We start from the raw sequence: 17,101 nt of genomic DNA, 5'->3' as shown, positions 1-17,101 counted from the left end.
GGCTCATTTACACACCACAGCTAGTGCGGTGAACGAACCCGTCCCATGACCACGGCTCACCGCTAGTAGGAGAAGATCACCCATGCCGCACCAGGTTGCACTAACTTTCGAAGATGGCGTCACCAAGGTCATCAAGGTCGATGACTACGAAACCATCATGGACGCGTCCTACAAGGCGCGCATCAACATTCCTTCCGACTGCCGCGAGGCGCGTGCGGTACCTGCAAGTCCTTCTGCGAGTCCGGCGAGTTCGACCCGGGAGACTTCATCGAGGACGCACTGACGGACGAAGAGTTCGAGAAGGGTTACATCCTGACCTGCCAGACCATGCCGGAATCGGACATGGCCGTGAACATTCCCGCGACCTCCGAGTCCGCCAAGACCTCGGCCTCCTCGTACACCTCGCGGATCACGCAGCTGGACCGTCATTCTGAGACCACCATGTCCTTCACCCTTGAGATCGACAAGCGTTCCGAGTTGGCCTACCTGCCGGGCCAGTACGTGAACCTCAAGATCCCCGGCGCGAATGTCGAGCGTTCGTACTCGTTCTCCAGTGGTCCCAACACCGAAGCTGCGTCCTTCATGGTGCGTACCGCTCCCAAGGGCGCCATGTCCGAGTACTTGCGTGACCGCGCCGAAGTGGGCGACGAGATCACTTTGTCCGGCCCGTTCGGCTCCTTCTTCCTTCGCGACCCCAAGCGTCCGCTGCTGCTGGCCGGCGGTACCGGTCTGGCCCCGTTGCTGTCCATCCTGGAGAAGCTCTCGGAGAACCCGCCGGAGCACGCCGTGCACCTGGTTTACGGTGTGACCCGCGAGGAAGACATCGTGGGCCTGGAATGGATCGAGGAGTACAAGGCCAAGCTGCCCAACTTCACGTGGGACTACACCGCCTCCGAAGAGGGCACCTCCGCACCCCACACCGGTTACGTCACCCAGATCATCGAGCCGGGCCACCTCAACGACGGCGACGTCGACATCTACCCGTGTGGCCCCCCGCTCATGGTCAACGCCGTAGCCAAGTGGCTCGAGACCGAGGGCATCGAGCCCGCCAACTTCTACTTCGAGCGCTTTGCTCCCAAGGAGAAGACCGGCGGCGATCCCGAGACCGGTGCGCCGGCCAGCTCCGAGGACGTTGCGGAGTCCGGTGATTCGATGTCCAAGTCCGAGGCCGTGTCCTCCATGGAAACCGGTCGTCTCTCCTTCGCCAAGGAAGATTCCTTCGCGCAGTTGGACGCCCGCATGGGCCTTGAGCTCGCCATCACTGAGCTCATGATGCCGAAGATCACGGATGAGCAGGTGAAGAACCTTCGCCGCCTGGCCGAGGCCACCGCGGATTGCGTGAGCGGCACCGAGGTCAAGAAGCCCGAAGACTTCGTGCGCTACAACAAGGAGTTCCACGAGTACCTCTTCACGGTCTCCAACAACCCTTCGCTGCTGGAGTCCTACCGTCGCCTGGACCTGAGCGATCAGATGGAGGCCACGTTCGAGTCCGGAACCGTGATCTTCGATCGCGTCATCCAGGATCACCTGGACTTCGTCGAGGCGTTCGAGAACAAGAACGTCGAGCGTGCCCGCGATGTCATCATGGCTCACGCACGTGACGCCAAGGAGACCATGGAAGGCGCCATCGACAAGAAGGAGTCCGAGTGACCCCGTTGCCCGAACCGTTCAGCGCACTGAGCCCGGGCCGTTTCAACGGCAAGGTGGTGCTGGTGACCGGTGCAGCTCAGGGCATCGGTCAGCGGGTCGCGGAACGCATCGGCGCCGAGGGCGGCGCCGTGGTTCTGGTGGACCGTTCCGAATTGGCGGAGCAGGTGGCTGACGGCATCAACGAGCACGTCGCAAAGAACGGTTCCGAGGGATCCGCGAGCGCGGTGACCGGTGTCGATCTTGAGCAGTTCGCCGGCGCCGAGCTCGCCGTGTCCGAGACCTTGCAACGCCACGGTCGCGCGGACATCCTGGTCAACAACGTGGGCGGCGCCATCCTGATGCGTCCGTTCGAGCACTTCGATGCCGAACAGATCCAGAAGGAGATCAACCGTTCGCTGTTCCCCACATTGTGGATGTGCCGCGCGGTACTGCCCACCATGTTGGAAGCGGGATCCGGAACCATCGTCAACGTGTCCTCGAATGCGACGCGCGGCATCAACCGTGTGCCGTATTCGGCGGCCAAGGGCGGTGTCAACGGCATTACCCAGGCACTGGCCATGGAGACCGCGGGCCGCGGTATCCGCGTGATGGCCACTGCGCCGGGTGGTACCGAGGCACCCCCGCGCAAGGTTCAGCGCGGCCCCGGACCGGAGGGTGAGCAGGAGCAAGCGTGGGTCAAGGACGTGGTGGACCAAGTCACCGAGTCCACGTTCTTCAAGCGCTACGGAACTCTGGACGAACAAGCCGCACCCATCGTGTTCCTGGCCTCCGACGAGGCCTCCTACATGACCGGGTCGGTGATCCAGGTCAGCGGTGGTGACATGGGCTGACAGCCCACACTGGCTACGCGCCGGGTGAGTCGAACAGACTTACCCGGCGCGTACAGTATCCGCAGGTAGTCCCCGCTGCCGATGACCGTCAGGAGTGATCGTGAGCCAGTCTCCGCAACCCATTGTGCCCACCCACGGCACCATGCATCGTGTGTTGATCGGACTGGATCCCGCCCTGGAACGGTTGGGCGACCTACTCAGGGACACGCGCCGCGGTCGCGTGAACACCGTAGTCATCAAGGGGGAATCCGGAATGGGGAAGACCTCACTGATCTCGGAGTTCCTCACCCACGTGCGCAACGGCGCACGTCCTCCCAGGATTCTGCGGGCCCAGGGTGATCAGTGGGAGGCCCAGTTGCAGTTGGCCGGTTACAGTCAGCTGATCATGACCTCCCCGGTCCGTTCCGGTAAGGGCTACGACATCGATATCGCCCAGACTCCCGTGGGCTCCCAGGCTCTGAGCCCGGATCGTCTCATGAATCACGCGGCCACGCTCGGTACCCACCTGGAATCTCTCCAGGATCGCTCCCCCGTCCTGGTCGTCATCGACGACGCGCACTGGATTGATGAGGCAAGTCTTCGCATCCTGTCCTTCGTGCTTCGTCGTTTGCATGCCAAGAAGGTCATGTTCGTGCTGGCGCTGGACCGCAAACAAGCCCAGGGCATGCCGGCGACCGTCCTGGACCAACTCACCGGTCACGAGATCCAACAGATCACGTTGGAGCCGTTGGACCCCCGCGGCACCCAGGAATTGGCCCGTCGCCGCTTCAACATCGACCTTTCCTCGGCCGCGAGTTACGAGCTGGTCCGACACACCCGCGGCAATCCTCAGCAAATCAACGAGTTACTCCACGAGATGCCGTCGGACACTTGGTATTCCTGGTTCCCCGACCTCCCACCCAGCAGCCGGGTGCGCGCTCGTGTTGGCAGCATTATGGCGGCCGCTTCCGAGGATCTCACCCAGGTCGCGGAGGCGGTGGCTCTCCTGGGTGAGGATTCCTCACTCACCGAAATCGCAGAGGTCTGCGGCATCACTGATCAGGCCCGCATGCTCGCCGCGCTGGACGAGGGACATCGGGCCGACCTGCTGACCCTGGAGTTGAATCAGGCGAGCAGTCAGGAGAAGTTCTTCGAGCCCTCCGCCGCGGGGGCCATTTACGAGCGCATGCTGCCCAGCCGCCGCGTGGAACTGCACCACCGCGCGAGCCGCGCGGTCTCGGACGAGTCCCGGCGGCTGGGCCACTTGGTGAGCTCGGCGCCGTCGGCGAATCCGGAACTCGCCGCCCGGCTGGAGGCCTTCGCCACGGAACAAGCCGCCCAGGGTGCCTGGCACGACGCCGCCAACGCCCTGTTGTCCGCCTCGCGCCTGACCGACGACACCAGACTGCGCAACAACCTGCTCCTGCGCGCAGTGGACGCCATTATCGGCTCGGGCAATATCGCCGAGGCCAAGGCATGGGCCGCCGCGGTGGACGACATGCAACCTTCCGCCCTGCGGTCCTCGGTGCTGGGGTATCTTTCCGTGGTCACCGGCCAGAATCGCAGCGCCGAGAACCAGCTCGGTGCCGCATGGCGCAGCGTGAACATCAAGCAGGAACCCGCAATCGCCGGCCAGATCGCTCAGCGTCTGGTGCTGCGCGGAGTGGCTCAGTGGGATGGTCCGGCCATGATCTCGTGGGCCGAGAAGGCCATGTCCCTGACCGAGCCCACGACGCCCGCTTATATCGAAACCGAAGCAATTTACGGGCTGGGGCTGTTCGCCACCGGACAGTTGAAGGAAGCCCGCAAGGCGTACGCCAAGGCCTTTGAACGCTGCGAGGAGAACGCGCAGAAACAGCGCATGGAGATGGGCTCGGGTTGGCTCGCGCTACGCACGGACGAGGTGGAATCCGCGCAGGCGCAGTTCGAGTCCGCCGGGCCCACCAAGTTCCGCGGCGGATCACTGCGCATCTCGCTCTGGTCCGAGGCGTGGTTGGCTCGCACCCAGTTGGTCCTCGGCCACTGGGATGCCGCCGCGGCGACCATCTCCCGGGCCGCCCCGCAGCTGGAGACGGCCCAGATGGATATGCTGCGTCCGCTGCTCTATTGGACGGCTGCGGAGCTGTATTCGATGCGCGGCGACTGGCAGCTGGCCCGGCATTACGTCTCCCTGGCTGCGGTTCCAGCGGACAGCTTCCTGTGCATGTCCGTTCCGTCGTTGCTGGCCAAGGCGCGCTTCCACGAGGCCCGCGGGGATTACGAGGGTTCCTTGGAATGCATGACCCGCGTGGCCGAGCTCGATCCATGGACGAATACCCGCGTCTCGTTCTGGTCCTGGCAGGACACCTACGTCTGTCAGTCTCTTTCTACCCGGTTCCGCAAGGATTGGGGAGTCCCGGCCGACGCGGTCTGACCCTTGCTTACGATTGGCCCGCAGGGTGCCTTTGCGTTGATCTGTCGACCGTCCGGCCGGGCACGCAGCAAGCGATGCCGCCGGATCGGGCGTGACCTAATAGGAGCCTGGAGCAGCATGTAGAGAGCGTCCCCGTGACAGTCCTGTCCACCCGCCGGCGACAGCGTGAGACCACGCTAACCGTCAAGGGAGACAGGCACGATGAGCACACTCGAAACCATCCACTCCGGGCACGTCGTCATCGGCGTCGATACCCACAAGCACATCCACGTCGCCGCGGTGCTCGACACCATCGGCGGCATCCTCGCTACCCTCACCGTTCCCACCGATACCGGCGGTTTCAAACAGCTTCTCACCTGGGCGGACTCGTTCGGGAAGATCGTCGCGTTCGGCATCGAGGGCACCGGCTCCTACGGCGCCACCCTCACTTCCTTCCTGCGCCGACACGGACACAAGGTCGTCGAAGCAGGACGCCCTGACCGCCGCCAGCGGCGCATGAACGGGAAGTCAGACACCCTCGACGCGGAAAACGCCGCCCGATCCGTGCTCGCGGGCTTCGCGACGGTCATCCCGAAGACCGCGGACAGCAGCGTCGAGATGATCAGGCAGCTTAAAATCGCGCACGATTCGGCGGTGATCGATCGGTCCGCCGCGATGATCTCGATGAAGGCGTTGCTCGTCCACGCCGACGACACACTGCGCCGGGAGACGAACCGGATGACGCCGATCAAGCTCGCTCGCCACCTCGCAGCACTGCGCCCTCGGAACCTCGAGACGCCCTCAGACTCTCTCCGCCATGCGCTGCGCTCCCTGGCCCGCCGATGGCAGCACCTGGACAGCGAAGCCAAGGAACTCCGGGCGTCGATCGAGGCGCTCGTCAATCGCACCGCACCGCAACTGCTGGAGCAGTTCGGCATCGGCGTCGATACCGCAGCCGAGGTCCTGATCGTCGCCGGCGACAATCCCGAGCGGATCCACTCCGAAGCCGCATTCGCGAAGCTCGCCGGTATCAGCCCCGCCCCGACCGGGTCCGGGATGACCAGCGGTCGACATCGCATCAACCATGGTGGGCACCGGCAGCTGAACGCCGCGATCTACCGCACCGTGATCGTCCGGATGAGGTTCCATGAGCCGACCATCGCCTACGTCGCGCGTCGGACCGCTGAAGGCAAGAGCAAGCGAGACATCATCCGTTGCTTGAAGCGCTACGTCATTCGCGAGGTCTACCACCTCATTAAGGTCAACCCCCGCACCGGTGAAATCGCGAGTTGACAACTATAGGAGCGTCAATGCGATGGCCGAGACGGTCAACGCGCTCCATAAAGCGGAACTGATTTACGCCCGGCCTGCATGGCCCTCCGTGACCGAGGTTGAGTTCGCGACGATGAACTGGGTGCATTGGTGGAACCACGACCACATCCACGATTCCTTGAACTACCGAACCCCGGTCGAGATCGAGAACGCCTATCATCAAACCCACGAGAGCTCACCAGCACTCGCGTAATGAACCGGCCCGGGTTTGATGCCGCTACTGTTTGAGTCCGGAAGGATGGACAGTATGCCGAAGAGAATCGATCCCCAGCTGCGCGCGAGGTGCGTGCGGCTCGTCAGGGAGCACCTCCAGGAGTACCCCACCCTGACCGCCGCAGTCACCGCGGTCGCCCGGCAGGAAGGCGTCTCGCGGGAGTCCGTTCGGCGCTGGCTCGCACAAACCGAGGTCGACGATGGAACCCGCCCCGGTGTCACCAGCGAGGAGTCCGCCGAGGTCAAGCGCCTGAAAGCAGAGAACAAGCGGCTGCGCGAGGACAACGAGATCCTACGTCGGGCTTCAATCTTCTTCGCGGGGGAGCTCGACCCCCGCAACCGCTGATCCTGGCCTTCATCGACGAGATGCGCACCGAGGGCTATGCAGTCGAGCCGATCCTCCGCGTCCTGCGTCAGCAGGGCCTTGCGATCGCTGCACGCACCTACCGGTCCTCGAAGCAGCCGGCCCGCGTCGCCGATCGGACCGTCACAGACGCTCTGGTCGAGGACAAGATCCGTGAGCTGGCCTGGACGTTCAACGCCACCACCCGGCGGTGGCAGATGACCCCTGAAGGGCTCTACGGGCGGCGGAAGTGGGTCGCGCTGCTCCGCCGTCAGGAAGGCCTGGCCGGCACCTCCCGTGGGGCGGTGGACCGGGCGATGCGCACCCTCGGCCTCGAAGGTATCCGGCGGGCGAAGAAGATCCGCACCACGATCCCTGGCCTGGACGGGAAACGTGCCGGTGACCTGCTCAATCGCGACTTCACGGCCCCGGCTCCGAACCTGGTCTGGGTCACTGATTTCACTTACGTCCGCACCTGGGCAGGGTTCGTCTACGTCGCGTTCGTCGTCGACGTGTTCGTTCAGCGGATCGTGGGCTGGCACGCGTCCTCGAGCATGCGCACCGATCTCGTCATGACGCCACTGCGGATCGCGCTGTGGCAGCGGGAACGCGAGGGAAAACAGATCTCACCAGGCTCTTTGGTGGCGCACAGCGATGCCGGATCGCAGTACACGTCGATCCGGTACACCGAGCACCTCGACCTCGAGGGCATCGCTGCCTCGATCGGGACCGTAGGCGATGCGTTCGATAACGCGCTGATGGAGACGGTCAATGGGCTGTTCAAGACCGAGTGCATCCGCACCACCGTCTTCCACACAGGGCCTTACCGGAGCTTCGCGGACGTCGAGTACGCGACCGCCGGCTGGGTCGACTGGTACAGTAACCGCCGCCTCCACAGCTCCCTGGGGATGCTGACCCTGGTAGAGTCCGAGACGCTGCACAACGAGGCCCTCACCCGAGAGCCCGCACCCACAAAGCAGCGGCAGAGAACCCGGGCCGATTCAGAGAAGCCGATAGGAGCACGCGAACTGACAACGCGGAAGGAGTCGACTTTTGACGACTCACAAGAGTGAACCCATCGGGACGACGCAAAGCCCGACGGGGGAGGTAGTGGTCGGGGTGATGGCCGATCCGGTCGCCACCACCCTGACAGTCGCGAAGCATCTCGAACGGGAACTGCCTGGCCTACTCGCCGAGCAGCTCTCTGACGGTCACTGGAGAGTAGAGGTGCACCGAGAGAGGCTGCCTCCCAGTGACGAGAAGCAGTTTGAGATGATGGACCTGGCAGCCGAGCGTAAGCGGGAACATGGCTGGGACCTCGCGGTATGCGTGACCGACCTCCCACTGATGATCGACCGGCGCCCCGTCGTCGCTGACGCCGACCACAGTCGGAACGTGGCGGTGGTTTCACTGCCGGCCTTCGGGGCCATGAGCCTACGAAGGCGAGTGTCAGAAGTGGTGACACAGCTCATTGGGGACATGCGCGGCGAGACCATTCTGAAGGACGGGTCCCAGGCGCATCGGCGGTCGCGGGTCCCGGCTCTGGGCGGCGCCTTCGAGTGGACGACCCCAGACCAAGACGGGGTCGACGTCCGTATCTTCGCGAACCGCGGGCGCCTGCGGCTGCTCGTGGGAATGGTCCGGGATAATCGTCCGTGGCGGCTGGTCTCCGGTCTCCGAGGGGCGCTGGTGGGAGCGTTCGCGTTCAGCGCGTTCTATCTGTTGAACGCCACGCTGTGGGAACTCGCACTCACCATGGCAGCGTGGCAGCTGGTCGCCGTCGTCGTTGCCTCAATTACGGTGATGATCACTTGGCTCATCGTCTATCACCGACTCTGGGAACGAGCCAAAGATCTGCCGCCGCAGGAACGTGAACGAACGGTGCTGTTCAACGCGTCGACTGTCTTGACCCTCGCTATTGGGCTGACGTGCGGCTATGCGGGGCTGTTCGTCCTGAACCTGACTGCCGCGCTGATCGTTTTCACTCCGGAGGTGTTCAGCCAGTACGCCGGAGGCGAATACGGACTGGGCGAGTATCTCCTGGTGACCCTGTTCGCGACCGCCGCTGCGACGATCGCGGGTGCGATTGGGTCTGGCTTCGAAAGTGAAGAGTCGGTGCTCGAGGCCGCCTATAGCTACCGGGAGCGCAAACGGCGCGAGGCGCGGCGCCGCTCACGCAGCGCAGAGAACAATGACAGCGCGGTCCACGACGCGGCGCAGAACGACGACACATCTCGTGCAGAGGACTCCGATGCAGGCCCGGACCACTGAGGAGGCAATAGGTCGGCGGTGGATGGTGCGGCTGAAGTTCTTGGCGTACGTAAGCCCTGCCCGAATGAATGCCCGCTGAGGGATCCCTCAACGAGCTAATACTTTCGTTTTTCGTACGACATAGAAGCGATCACCATAGCCATAGTGAATCGGCCGGGATTCTCTGCCGCTCGCCGGAAGGACCTGCTGGCGTTCTCCGAGGCGATCGTGTCCCAACTCGCGGGCACCACGACAAAGGAAGAGGAGACATCATGAGCGTGACCAAGGGATTGCTGGTCAGGTTTGACGCGTTGCCCGGCAAGGAGGACGACGTGAAGGAGTTCCTTGACAGCGGCCGTGCGCTTGTTGAGGAAGAGCCGGCGACCACCGCGTGGTTCGCGATCCGCCTCGGGCCCTCCTCCTTCGGGATCTTCGACGTGTTCCCCGATGACGCCGGACGTGACGCTCACCTGTCCGGCCCTGTTGCGGTAGCTCTCGGCGAGCAGACCGGTGCGTTGTTCTCCGAACCGACGATCGAGAAGCTCGACGTGTTGGGCTCCAAACTTCCCGCCTGACACCACAGACCGGGAGTACTAACCCCGACATGAGGAGTCGTTGCGCGCGGTGACTTCGGGCTGACACAGCCCGTTGACGTCGTGGCAGCGGCCCCTTACTTTTGAGGTCTATCTCACATCCCTAACAGATCGAGGAACCGCGATGACAGGAACTGACGACGTTGCCCCGACGCGTTCACCCGAGGTAGCAGTGATCGGGGGCGGGATCGTCGGTCTGTCGACGGCGTACGCGCTGCGGGAGCAGGGCGTGCCGGTGCGCTTGTACGAGGCCGGTCTGCCCGGAGCGGGTCAGTCCGCGGGCGAGTCGCGGATCTTCCGGCATGCCCACGACGACCCGCGACTCGTCGCTTTCGCGCGCGAAAGCCGCGGTGTATGGGATGAGTGGGCCGAACACTTCAACGTCGAGCTGGTCTCATCAGACGGTGTCGTGGCGATCGGCGACAGCGCCCTGGCGCGGCTGCGGGTGCTCGACGAGGTCGGCGGCGTGGAAGCGCACGAAATCGATGCAGCCGAGCTCGCCCAGCGAATGCCGCTGCTCGCTGGGTACTCGGGGCCAGCGGTGCTCGACGAGTCGGGCGGCGCGATCCGCACCCGCGCCGCGATCACGGCACTCGCGGGTGCTCTCGCAGATGCCGTCACCACCGCAGAGGTCATCTCCATCGATCCCCGCGGCGATGGGACGGTCGAGGTGCGCAGCGTCACCGACCGGGCTGTCTACTCCAAGGTGGTCGTGTGCGCCGGCCGCGAAACCGCCCGCCTGGCCCGCAGTGTCGGCCTGTCGCTGCCGGTTCGCCTTGCCGCACACGTCCGGCTGACCTTCGACGTGAAAGCCGCCGCCCCGGCACGAGTCGCGTGCCTGCAGGACAGCAGCGGCGTCTTCGGCGAAGTCGGCGTGTACGCGACGCCGCTACCGGGCAACAGCAGTTATTCGGTCGGACTCAGCGACACCGTCGGCGTCCGCGACGACGGAACGTTCATCGACCCTGCGGCGATTCGATCGCTGGACGAACGCGCGCGCGAATACGTGACACGGGCGCTGCCCGGTCTCCACCCAGAGCCGCGCGACTTTCTTCACTGCTGGGTGACCGACCTCCCATGGAGCGAGGACGGCGTGGCCGTGTGGGAGGCAGACTCTGTCATTTTTGTGGCCGGTCACAATCTGTTCAAGCAGGCACCTTCGCTGGGTCGCGCTCTTGCCCGGGCTGCGACCGGCGGCGGTCTCGCCGCCGACCTCACGCCCGCCGCTCGCCTCGGCGAAGCCCTGCGATAGTTCGCCTGCCCCCAGAACGGACGCACTCAATGGGTAAACGTCTCCTCGTCGAGGACAACGGCAGCCCGCCCTAGGTCAACCCAAAAGCCGCGGCTGGACAGCAGCCACAGGCTCAACCACCTTGTCATGGGGTGTCTTCATCGTGAGGATCGGTACGCGGAGGTGCCGCAGCGGGATCCGTTGCTGCGGGATCCGCTCGCGGTGCGACCCGGCGCGGGATGATGAAACCGCGTCGCAGTGCGGGGTTCGGACCTAGCCGTCAGGTTGTGAATCGGCCCGGGTTTGATGCCGCTGCTGTTTGAGTCCGGAAGGATGGGCAGCATGCCGAAGGCGGTGCCGGTAATGGTCTGCGCTCCGTCCGGGTCGTCGGCCGCCGGCGAACCACGGAGGTCCAGGGCAGGCAGCGGGGTCGTTCCTGTGCCGGCATCGTAGCGCGGGCGCGCCGGGGTCAGCGCAACCAGAAATCGGTGCGGGCCTTTGGAAGCTAGCCCACGCCATCTACACATGCGGCAAGAAAAACGGGACTGCCGCACGATCAGGTCAAGATGCCACCTATCCATGCGGCAGTCCCGAAATGCGCCCGAAATCGATCGTGACTTGCAGCTTTACACGTTGAATCTAAACTCGACCACGTCGCCGCAGCTACCAACCTCAGCGGACACTGGTCCGCGAGTCGCTGGCCTGATCGCGGGATAACCAGCGGCGAAGCACGTCGATCCACTCGTCGAAGGCGTCGAGGTGCGCATCATGGCTGCCGCCGGAGAGATCGACTCTGACCGTCTCGGACCTGCGCCGGATCAGCTCGTCCTTGTCGGCATCGCTGAACATCCCGTGCTTGGCGAAAATCGCGAGCGTCGGAACCTGCAGAGCTTCCCACTCGTCCCAGCGCGGTTCATGCACAGCCTCGATCGTGCGTTGCATGACCGCGGAGTCGAAACGCGGGACGAGCCCATCATCCGTCGACTGGAGATCCGCCACCCAGGCATCAACGATCGCGTCATCACCGAGGAACTCGCGGGCAGCGGCCTCTCCCCGGAACGGAACCGGCCAGGACGCGAAGTACGCGCCGAGACCAGCAGCCTCGCGCGGATCGTCGCTCCCCGACACATGACCTTCGAGCATCACGAGCCCCTCGACCAGGTCTGGATGCGCTGCTGCTGCGAGAAAAGCAGTGTGGGCTCCCATCGACTGCCCGACGAGCGTCGCTCGACGCCCTGGGGCGAGCTCCTCGATCGCCGCCACGACGTCGCCGACGAAGGCGTCACGGGATAGATCATCGGGAAGCCGCGTGCTCGCACCGTGCCCTCGCTGGTCCACGATCAGGACCCGATGATCCTGCAAGGCTCGCGCCGTGCGCAGCAACTCCCTCGAACTCCCGGCAAGCCCGTGCAGCAGCACGACGACAGGGCCGTCGCCGCCGAGGTCGGTGACGGCGATACAGACGCCTCCGGGGCGCTGCACGACGCAGCTGGTCACGCGACCTGCAGCGGCGCGATCGCCGCGATCTGCTCACCTGCTGCGTCCTCGGCGCGGTCAAGCTCGTAATGGCTCTGCAGGTTGATCCAGAACTCGGCCGAGGTGCCGAAGTACTTCGCGAGCCGCAGCGCCGTGTCTGCGGTGATCCCTCGCTTGCCGTGCACGATCTCGTTGATCCGTCGCGGCGGAACGCCGATGGATACGGCGAGCTTGTTCTGCGTGATGCCGAAGCCCTCGATGAAGTCCTCCATGAGCACCTCGCCCGGGTGGATCGGCTCGATCTTGTCAGTGGTAGTCAACGATCTGCACCTCCTCTGGTCCGGCGGCGGTCCACACGAAGCAGATCCGCCACTGGTCGTTGATCCTGATGCTGTGCTGCCCGGCACGGTCGCCCTTGAGAGCTTCGAGGCGGTTGCCGGGTGGGACACGGAGGTCCTCGATGGACTCCGCGGACCCCACCTGACGAAGCTTGCGCAATGCGACTCGATGGATCCTCGGATCAATCGACCTCACGCGTTCACGACGCCACAGCCGTTCGGTCTCCTTGTCGCCGAACGATCTGATCACGGAACCAGTATATAACGGCGAGCGTCATTAACGCTATACGTTAAACCGGAACTCCACCACGTTCCGTAGCCGAGTAACCTTTGCGGTCAACGTGCCACCACGAAGTCCAGGAGATCAATCGCGGGCGAGGAGGTCAGCCTGAAACGTTACGCTGTCGTACACTGGCGGATCTCCTCTGAACCCTACGCCAGCATCGCATAAGAAGGTCGCCAATTGCGCACCGTTCATGGACAGCACGCCTGATTGAGCGAGAAGTGACTCTGATCCGGACGAGAACCATCCAGTCGTGAATACGAGCAGCACCGTTGCGTCGAAGGGGCGCAGCTCTAAGCCTGCCCATTCATGAATTGCACCCTTGGTGCGCGCCAATTCGACAGAGCCCACTAGCTCTCTAACCACTGCCGTCTGTATCGGTCTTGTCGGATAGTGCTTCGCCTGACCAATTAGCCAGACGTTAGTCCGGGTGTCGATACCGCCGAGTGGCAGGCGAGTATTGAGTCGGCCCTGCAGCGCGAGCTGTCCATAGAAGTCAATCCCACCATCGTCCCGAAGCGGAGATGTACGCGGGTCCCGGCAGCCAAGGAGAGCGAGCACTTGCGTGCAAGCCCGCTCGAACTCAACTGGCCTCAGCTTTCGAAGTTCGGTAAGTACGGCGTCGATATCTGCACGCCGCGCACGCACGTCCTGTTCGCTGGGATCGAGTGACTTGTCGTGAAACGATGCACCCCGAACCCACTCGTACTCGGACCCGTATAGCTCGATATGCCACGTATGGCCCCCAACCTCTGCCGCATCCCGAATTTGGAGGAGACGGGCGCGGACAGCATCCAGATGTGGTTCAACAATCTCCTGCGCATCGTTGATGTTGTCGACCCAAGCAGCCGCTAGCGCGACCTCTGCGATGCGGTCATGCAGCAACGCAGGAGGAGACCGTCGATCGGTGGCCTTTATAAGTCCGTCCGCTAGTGAGCCTGGCTCAATCATCCTCATCGGCGTCGTCGCTCTCTGCGGCCACCTCATTGCTTCGAATGATGCCACGTGCCCGAGCCCGAAGCTTTTCTAGAACCCGGAGTTCCTCAGCCCCAAGGTTTTCGATGGTCTCTGCGCTCATTTCGCTGAGTGACTTCAGGGCCACCTTGACGTTTGGCAACCACTTCGTGGCCCGAGCGTCCGCGTTCGCGATTGCCACAGCCTGCTCGAGGGTCTGATCGTCGTCTGTTAGCGCGAGGAACGCGTCCTCGTTCTCCATGACCTGACGCAACAGACGAATGTCCCCGAAGCTTGTGATCTTGGGATCGGCACCGTCAGTTCCAGCGAGCCAACCGTATAGGAGCTCTCGACTACTAGAGTCCGCGAATGTGTACGTCTTGGTATCCCAACCCAGCCAGTCACGCATCGAGGGTTGCCCCACGACTTCATGGAACACCGGGTACATCTCGGGAGTGACCGCATCCCCGAAGGCTTCGTCCTCTGTCATCTGCGCGAGCGCGGAAAATGCTCGGTGACGCCGGTTAACTTCTTGGACCGAGAGTCCAAGGCGCGACGCGACTTCCCTGGCCGACAGATCGTTGTCATGCAGAAGCTGATAGACCAGACGAGCAGCCTGGTAACCGCCCCACTCCTTCGGCCCCCCTACATGCCTAATGCCCATGATCGCCAAAAGATCGTCAGGCGAGGCATCTTCCGCGATGAGCACGGGAACCTTATCAAAGACTTCGACCACGGTCGCGGGCAGGTCAACGCCGCCCGCGTTATCGCGCTGCAAGAGCTTTAGCGCTGCAGTTCGCCGGTTGCCTTCGACTGCGACATACGTTTGAGTCTCAGCGTCGGGCACATCGATAGCTCGGACGACTATCCTTTCGACCGGAACGAATCCGTTCTCCGAAATCGACAGCTTGAGCTCCCCCACGCCGTCGTCCTGGATCCGGGCAAGTGCCAGCGCCTGCACCTTGTCTTCAGCAAAGCGCTTCTCAGCCACCTCGGCGGTCGAACTAGGCTTCTTGAACCGAAAGTTGTTTGGATCCAGCACAATGTCGTCGAGCGCGAGCGTAGTAGCAGAGTAGGACACCATGAGCAGAGCCTACCGGCAATGCCTTCCGAACTTTCTTCCTTCGCCGGCGGTTCAAAATGTTGCGCCACAGGGACGCGCGGCCGCTAAGATCGCGCAAGCACGCTCCAGAGGTTAGAGCGCAAACCGAAATTCCACCACGTTCCGTAGCCGAATAACCTTTGACGAGCGCCGTCCGAATCTCAAGCCACACGCCAGCCTTTGCCCCTCTGGTTCGCCGCGGCAGCACGCGATTTCACCACACCCGGCGCAGCATAGACACCTACGAGGATGATGACGAGAAGGAAGAACCCTTACCCGATCATTGGTTAGAACGTATGCACATTGGGGCCGCTCGGCGATCAGCGAAGATCCGCCACGCGTTTCGCCAGATCAGTGCGCAGCGTGGAACTATTTGCGATAGCGACAATTGCAGCCTTTTGGTATCGGTCGACATTGGAAAAGCCAAGCGCATTGGAAACTCGGGATCTAAAAGCAGAGTCGCGGACGGGGGCAGCCGCGACCAGGCCGTCAAAATCGGCCTTCCGGTGAAGATCTCTCAGTTCAGCCACCGTATGGCGATCCGACTGTGACTTCCACCTGCGGTCCGCTGAGGTCCTTCGGGACTCCGGCCAGCACGGTCCTCATGACTTGATCTCTTGCCAATTTCGCAGCGAGACTCTCCAGAATCCCGTTCGCCCCAAGCGCCTGAATCCCAGCATCAGTAGCTCTGCGGAGGAGCTCACCGGGATCTTCACCCGAGACCTTCGCTTGGTTATGCGCGACTTCGGCCAGGACATCTTGCAGATAATAGAGACTCTCGATCTCGCTCACTGACAAAACGTAGACACCCTTCGCGGCGAGAGCGTCGCGCTCCTCTTGCGATCGGCCGTCACCATCTACGATTCCAGCCGCGTGCACCCAATGATGCGCGTCACTACTATTCAAGCCCGCGGCATTGCGAATGACAGCCTCGCAACCACCGCTGGGGGCAATGGTCCACTCAGGGAAGAGCGTCCCATATAACGATGCGTCCAAACTGCCCTCCATCCCTTCGACAAAAAGGATCCGCTTACGCCCGCCGAGGATCGCGCGCCGAGCCGACTCGGGTATCTCGTCCCGCGACGTCATCTCCTGCAGGTCCCAACTCACGGGACTGTTACCGCTCCACGTGACGCCGAGGGAGACGTAGACCTTCCCTGGGCGCGCTCCCATCTCTCCAGCGAGGTCAAGATCGTGCGTGAAGATTATGAACGCGCAATCGGAGCGAGCGTCGATCAGCGCCTCGATGAGCCGTGCAGAGATGGACCTATGCAAGTGCCGCTCGGGCTCATCGAGCATGATGACCGAACCGGGAGCCGCCACGAGCACTTCGGCCGCGAGCAGGAGGGCGCTGCGTTCACCGTCGGACATCTGAACGATCGGGTACTCGACACCGAGGGCTCGATGTTTCGCGGAGAACGTTTGCTTCTCTGTGAGCTGGATGGAGACGAGGATGCCGGAACGTTCCAAGACCGAGTTGAGGACATCGGAGACTCGCGTGCCGAGCGCATCGACATCGGAACGCGTCGGCAAACTCTCGCCATAAAGCAAGTCGCTTGCCCTACGGTTCTCAGAACCGATCTTGCCGAGGAGGTCGAACATCGCGATATCGCCGCGTTGAGCGTCAGCATGGTCCAAGAACCGCGAGTCAGCCGACCGATCCCAATGCTCCATGCTCGAAAATGACGACTCTCGCTGCGCCGGGCTTATGCTCGGACCCGAGCTCTGGATCCAAACCCGTCTCTGGGCGAGTACTCGGCGAAGCCGGTTCTTCTCAGTCCGTTCTGCGATCCAGGTCGCCAGCGCGGATTTGCCTGCACCATTCGCCCCCACGACTGTGATGGCTTCGCCCGGACGGGCGTCTAGATTCAGGACGTTTCCGTCCGAGATCGGGACCTGCCACGTATACGACGTTGGACTGCGGTTCAAGTCACTCATATGGTTGCCTCACTACGCGAGCAGAAGTCCTAGGGTGGACAGCGGTGCCCGATCTCTCCCTGTCTACAGCAGGCACACTATGGCCCTCGTAGACTATGCACTCAATCCTCTAAGATATCGCGACGAACTCGGAAAACACCGTCAAGGTCACCGTGCACTGCCCATCCTGCCAAAGCAACCAACGCATAGATCTGCAG

General features: G+C 63.2%; 15 protein-coding genes and 1 pseudogene. 10 read left to right on the top strand and 6 right to left on the bottom strand.

The features are described 5' to 3' along the window. The first annotated feature begins 82 nt into the window (after positions 1–82). The 10 genes and pseudogenes from CKW39_RS15665 (at position 83) to CKW39_RS01075 (ending at position 10,834) form a co-directional block, all read left to right on the top strand. A complete protein-coding gene (locus CKW39_RS15665; protein WP_254049213.1) occupies positions 83–283 on the top strand; it encodes a hypothetical protein in 201 nt (66 codons plus the stop codon). Further along, the gene (locus tag CKW39_RS01115; protein WP_254049241.1) at positions 199–1,650 is read left to right on the top strand and encodes an FCD domain-containing protein; all 1,452 of its coding nucleotides are present in this window, start codon (positions 199–201) and stop codon (positions 1,648–1,650) included. The genes CKW39_RS15665 and CKW39_RS01115 overlap by 85 nt, the downstream gene beginning before the upstream one ends. Then, positions 1,647–2,480, top strand: coding sequence for a 1,6-dihydroxycyclohexa-2,4-diene-1-carboxylate dehydrogenase (locus tag CKW39_RS01110; protein WP_305778352.1), 834 nt, complete (start codon positions 1,647–1,649; stop codon positions 2,478–2,480). Before CKW39_RS01115 ends, CKW39_RS01110 begins: the two co-directional genes overlap by 4 nt. Positions 2,481–2,580: 100 nt before the next feature. Next, entirely contained in the window at positions 2,581–4,872 is a 2,292-nt protein-coding gene (locus CKW39_RS01105) for an AAA family ATPase (protein ID WP_095796347.1), read from the top strand. 201 nt (positions 4,873–5,073) lie between these two features. Next, positions 5,074–6,144 carry an IS110 family transposase gene (locus CKW39_RS01100; RefSeq protein ID WP_095796305.1) on the top strand — a complete coding sequence of 357 codons (1,071 nt, stop codon included), beginning with the start codon at positions 5,074–5,076 and terminating at the stop codon, positions 6,142–6,144. A gap of 22 nt (positions 6,145–6,166) precedes the next feature. Further along, positions 6,167–6,376 carry an integrase core domain-containing protein gene (locus CKW39_RS15850; RefSeq protein WP_095796346.1) on the top strand — a complete coding sequence of 70 codons (210 nt, stop codon included), beginning with the start codon at positions 6,167–6,169 and terminating at the stop codon, positions 6,374–6,376. A gap of 54 nt (positions 6,377–6,430) precedes the next feature. Then, positions 6,431–7,710 (top strand): annotated as a pseudogene (locus tag CKW39_RS01090) (IS3 family transposase); the annotation flags it as partial. Between the two features lie 82 nt (positions 7,711–7,792). Next, the gene (locus CKW39_RS01085; RefSeq protein WP_095796345.1) at positions 7,793–9,010 is read left to right on the top strand and encodes a hypothetical protein; all 1,218 of its coding nucleotides are present in this window, start codon (positions 7,793–7,795) and stop codon (positions 9,008–9,010) included. 251 nt (positions 9,011–9,261) lie between these two features. Continuing rightward, a complete protein-coding gene (locus tag CKW39_RS01080) occupies positions 9,262–9,564 on the top strand; it encodes a putative quinol monooxygenase (protein ID WP_094450912.1) in 303 nt (100 codons plus the stop codon). 142 nt (positions 9,565–9,706) lie between these two features. After that, a complete protein-coding gene (locus CKW39_RS01075) occupies positions 9,707–10,834 on the top strand; it encodes an FAD-binding oxidoreductase (protein WP_173674262.1) in 1,128 nt (375 codons plus the stop codon). 651 nt (positions 10,835–11,485) lie between these two features. Here CKW39_RS01075 and CKW39_RS01070 read toward each other — a convergent pair. The 6 genes from CKW39_RS01070 to CKW39_RS01045 all read right to left on the bottom strand — a co-directional run bounded on the left by CKW39_RS01070 (position 11,486) and on the right by CKW39_RS01045 (position 16,904). Beyond that, a complete protein-coding gene (locus CKW39_RS01070; protein ID WP_095796344.1) occupies positions 11,486–12,310 on the bottom strand; it encodes an alpha/beta fold hydrolase in 825 nt (274 codons plus the stop codon). Continuing rightward, a complete protein-coding gene (locus tag CKW39_RS01065; RefSeq protein ID WP_095796343.1) occupies positions 12,307–12,609 on the bottom strand; it encodes a HigA family addiction module antitoxin in 303 nt (100 codons plus the stop codon). The genes CKW39_RS01070 and CKW39_RS01065 overlap by 4 nt, the downstream gene beginning before the upstream one ends. Continuing rightward, positions 12,596–12,877: a type II toxin-antitoxin system RelE/ParE family toxin gene (locus CKW39_RS01060; RefSeq protein ID WP_044496366.1), complete on the bottom strand. Its 282-nt coding sequence runs from the start codon at positions 12,875–12,877 to the stop codon at positions 12,596–12,598. The genes CKW39_RS01065 and CKW39_RS01060 overlap by 14 nt, the downstream gene beginning before the upstream one ends. Before the next feature lie 114 nt (positions 12,878–12,991). Beyond that, positions 12,992–13,795, bottom strand: a complete 804-nt coding sequence (locus CKW39_RS01055; protein ID WP_158222893.1) for a restriction endonuclease — start codon at positions 13,793–13,795, stop codon at positions 12,992–12,994. 58 nt (positions 13,796–13,853) lie between these two features. Further along, positions 13,854–14,948 carry a ParB N-terminal domain-containing protein gene (locus CKW39_RS01050; RefSeq protein ID WP_095796341.1) on the bottom strand — a complete coding sequence of 365 codons (1,095 nt, stop codon included), beginning with the start codon at positions 14,946–14,948 and terminating at the stop codon, positions 13,854–13,856. A 540-nt stretch (positions 14,949–15,488) separates the two neighbouring features. Then, complete coding sequence (locus tag CKW39_RS01045) at positions 15,489–16,904, bottom strand: AAA family ATPase (protein WP_095796340.1); 1,416 nt, start codon at positions 16,902–16,904, stop codon at positions 15,489–15,491. Positions 16,905–17,101: the final 197 nt, after the last annotated feature.

Origin of the sequence: Kocuria sp. WRN011 (assembly GCF_002295155.1) — a bacterium.
In the GTDB taxonomy this organism is placed as follows: domain Bacteria; phylum Actinomycetota; class Actinomycetes; order Actinomycetales; family Micrococcaceae; genus Kocuria; species Kocuria carniphila.
The sequence above is the reverse complement of the archived record's forward strand: the minus strand, read 5'-3'. Positions and strand labels throughout refer to the sequence as shown.

Excerpts from the sequence above, each read along its gene's own strand:
- CKW39_RS01045 (WP_095796340.1), bottom strand. The coding sequence starts at position 16,904 with ATGAGTGACTTGAACCGCAGTCCAACGTCGTATACGTGGCAGGTCCCG.
- CKW39_RS15665 (WP_254049213.1), top strand. The coding sequence starts at position 83 with ATGCCGCACCAGGTTGCACTAACTTTCGAAGATGGCGTCACCAAGGTC.
- CKW39_RS01075 (WP_173674262.1), top strand. The coding sequence starts at position 9,707 with ATGACAGGAACTGACGACGTTGCCCCGACGCGTTCACCCGAGGTAGCA.
- CKW39_RS01050 (WP_095796341.1), bottom strand. The coding sequence starts at position 14,948 with ATGGTGTCCTACTCTGCTACTACGCTCGCGCTCGACGACATTGTGCTG.
- CKW39_RS01100 (WP_095796305.1), top strand. The coding sequence starts at position 5,074 with ATGAGCACACTCGAAACCATCCACTCCGGGCACGTCGTCATCGGCGTC.
- CKW39_RS01080 (WP_094450912.1), top strand. The coding sequence starts at position 9,262 with ATGAGCGTGACCAAGGGATTGCTGGTCAGGTTTGACGCGTTGCCCGGC.
- CKW39_RS15850 (WP_095796346.1), top strand. The coding sequence starts at position 6,167 with ATGGCCGAGACGGTCAACGCGCTCCATAAAGCGGAACTGATTTACGCC.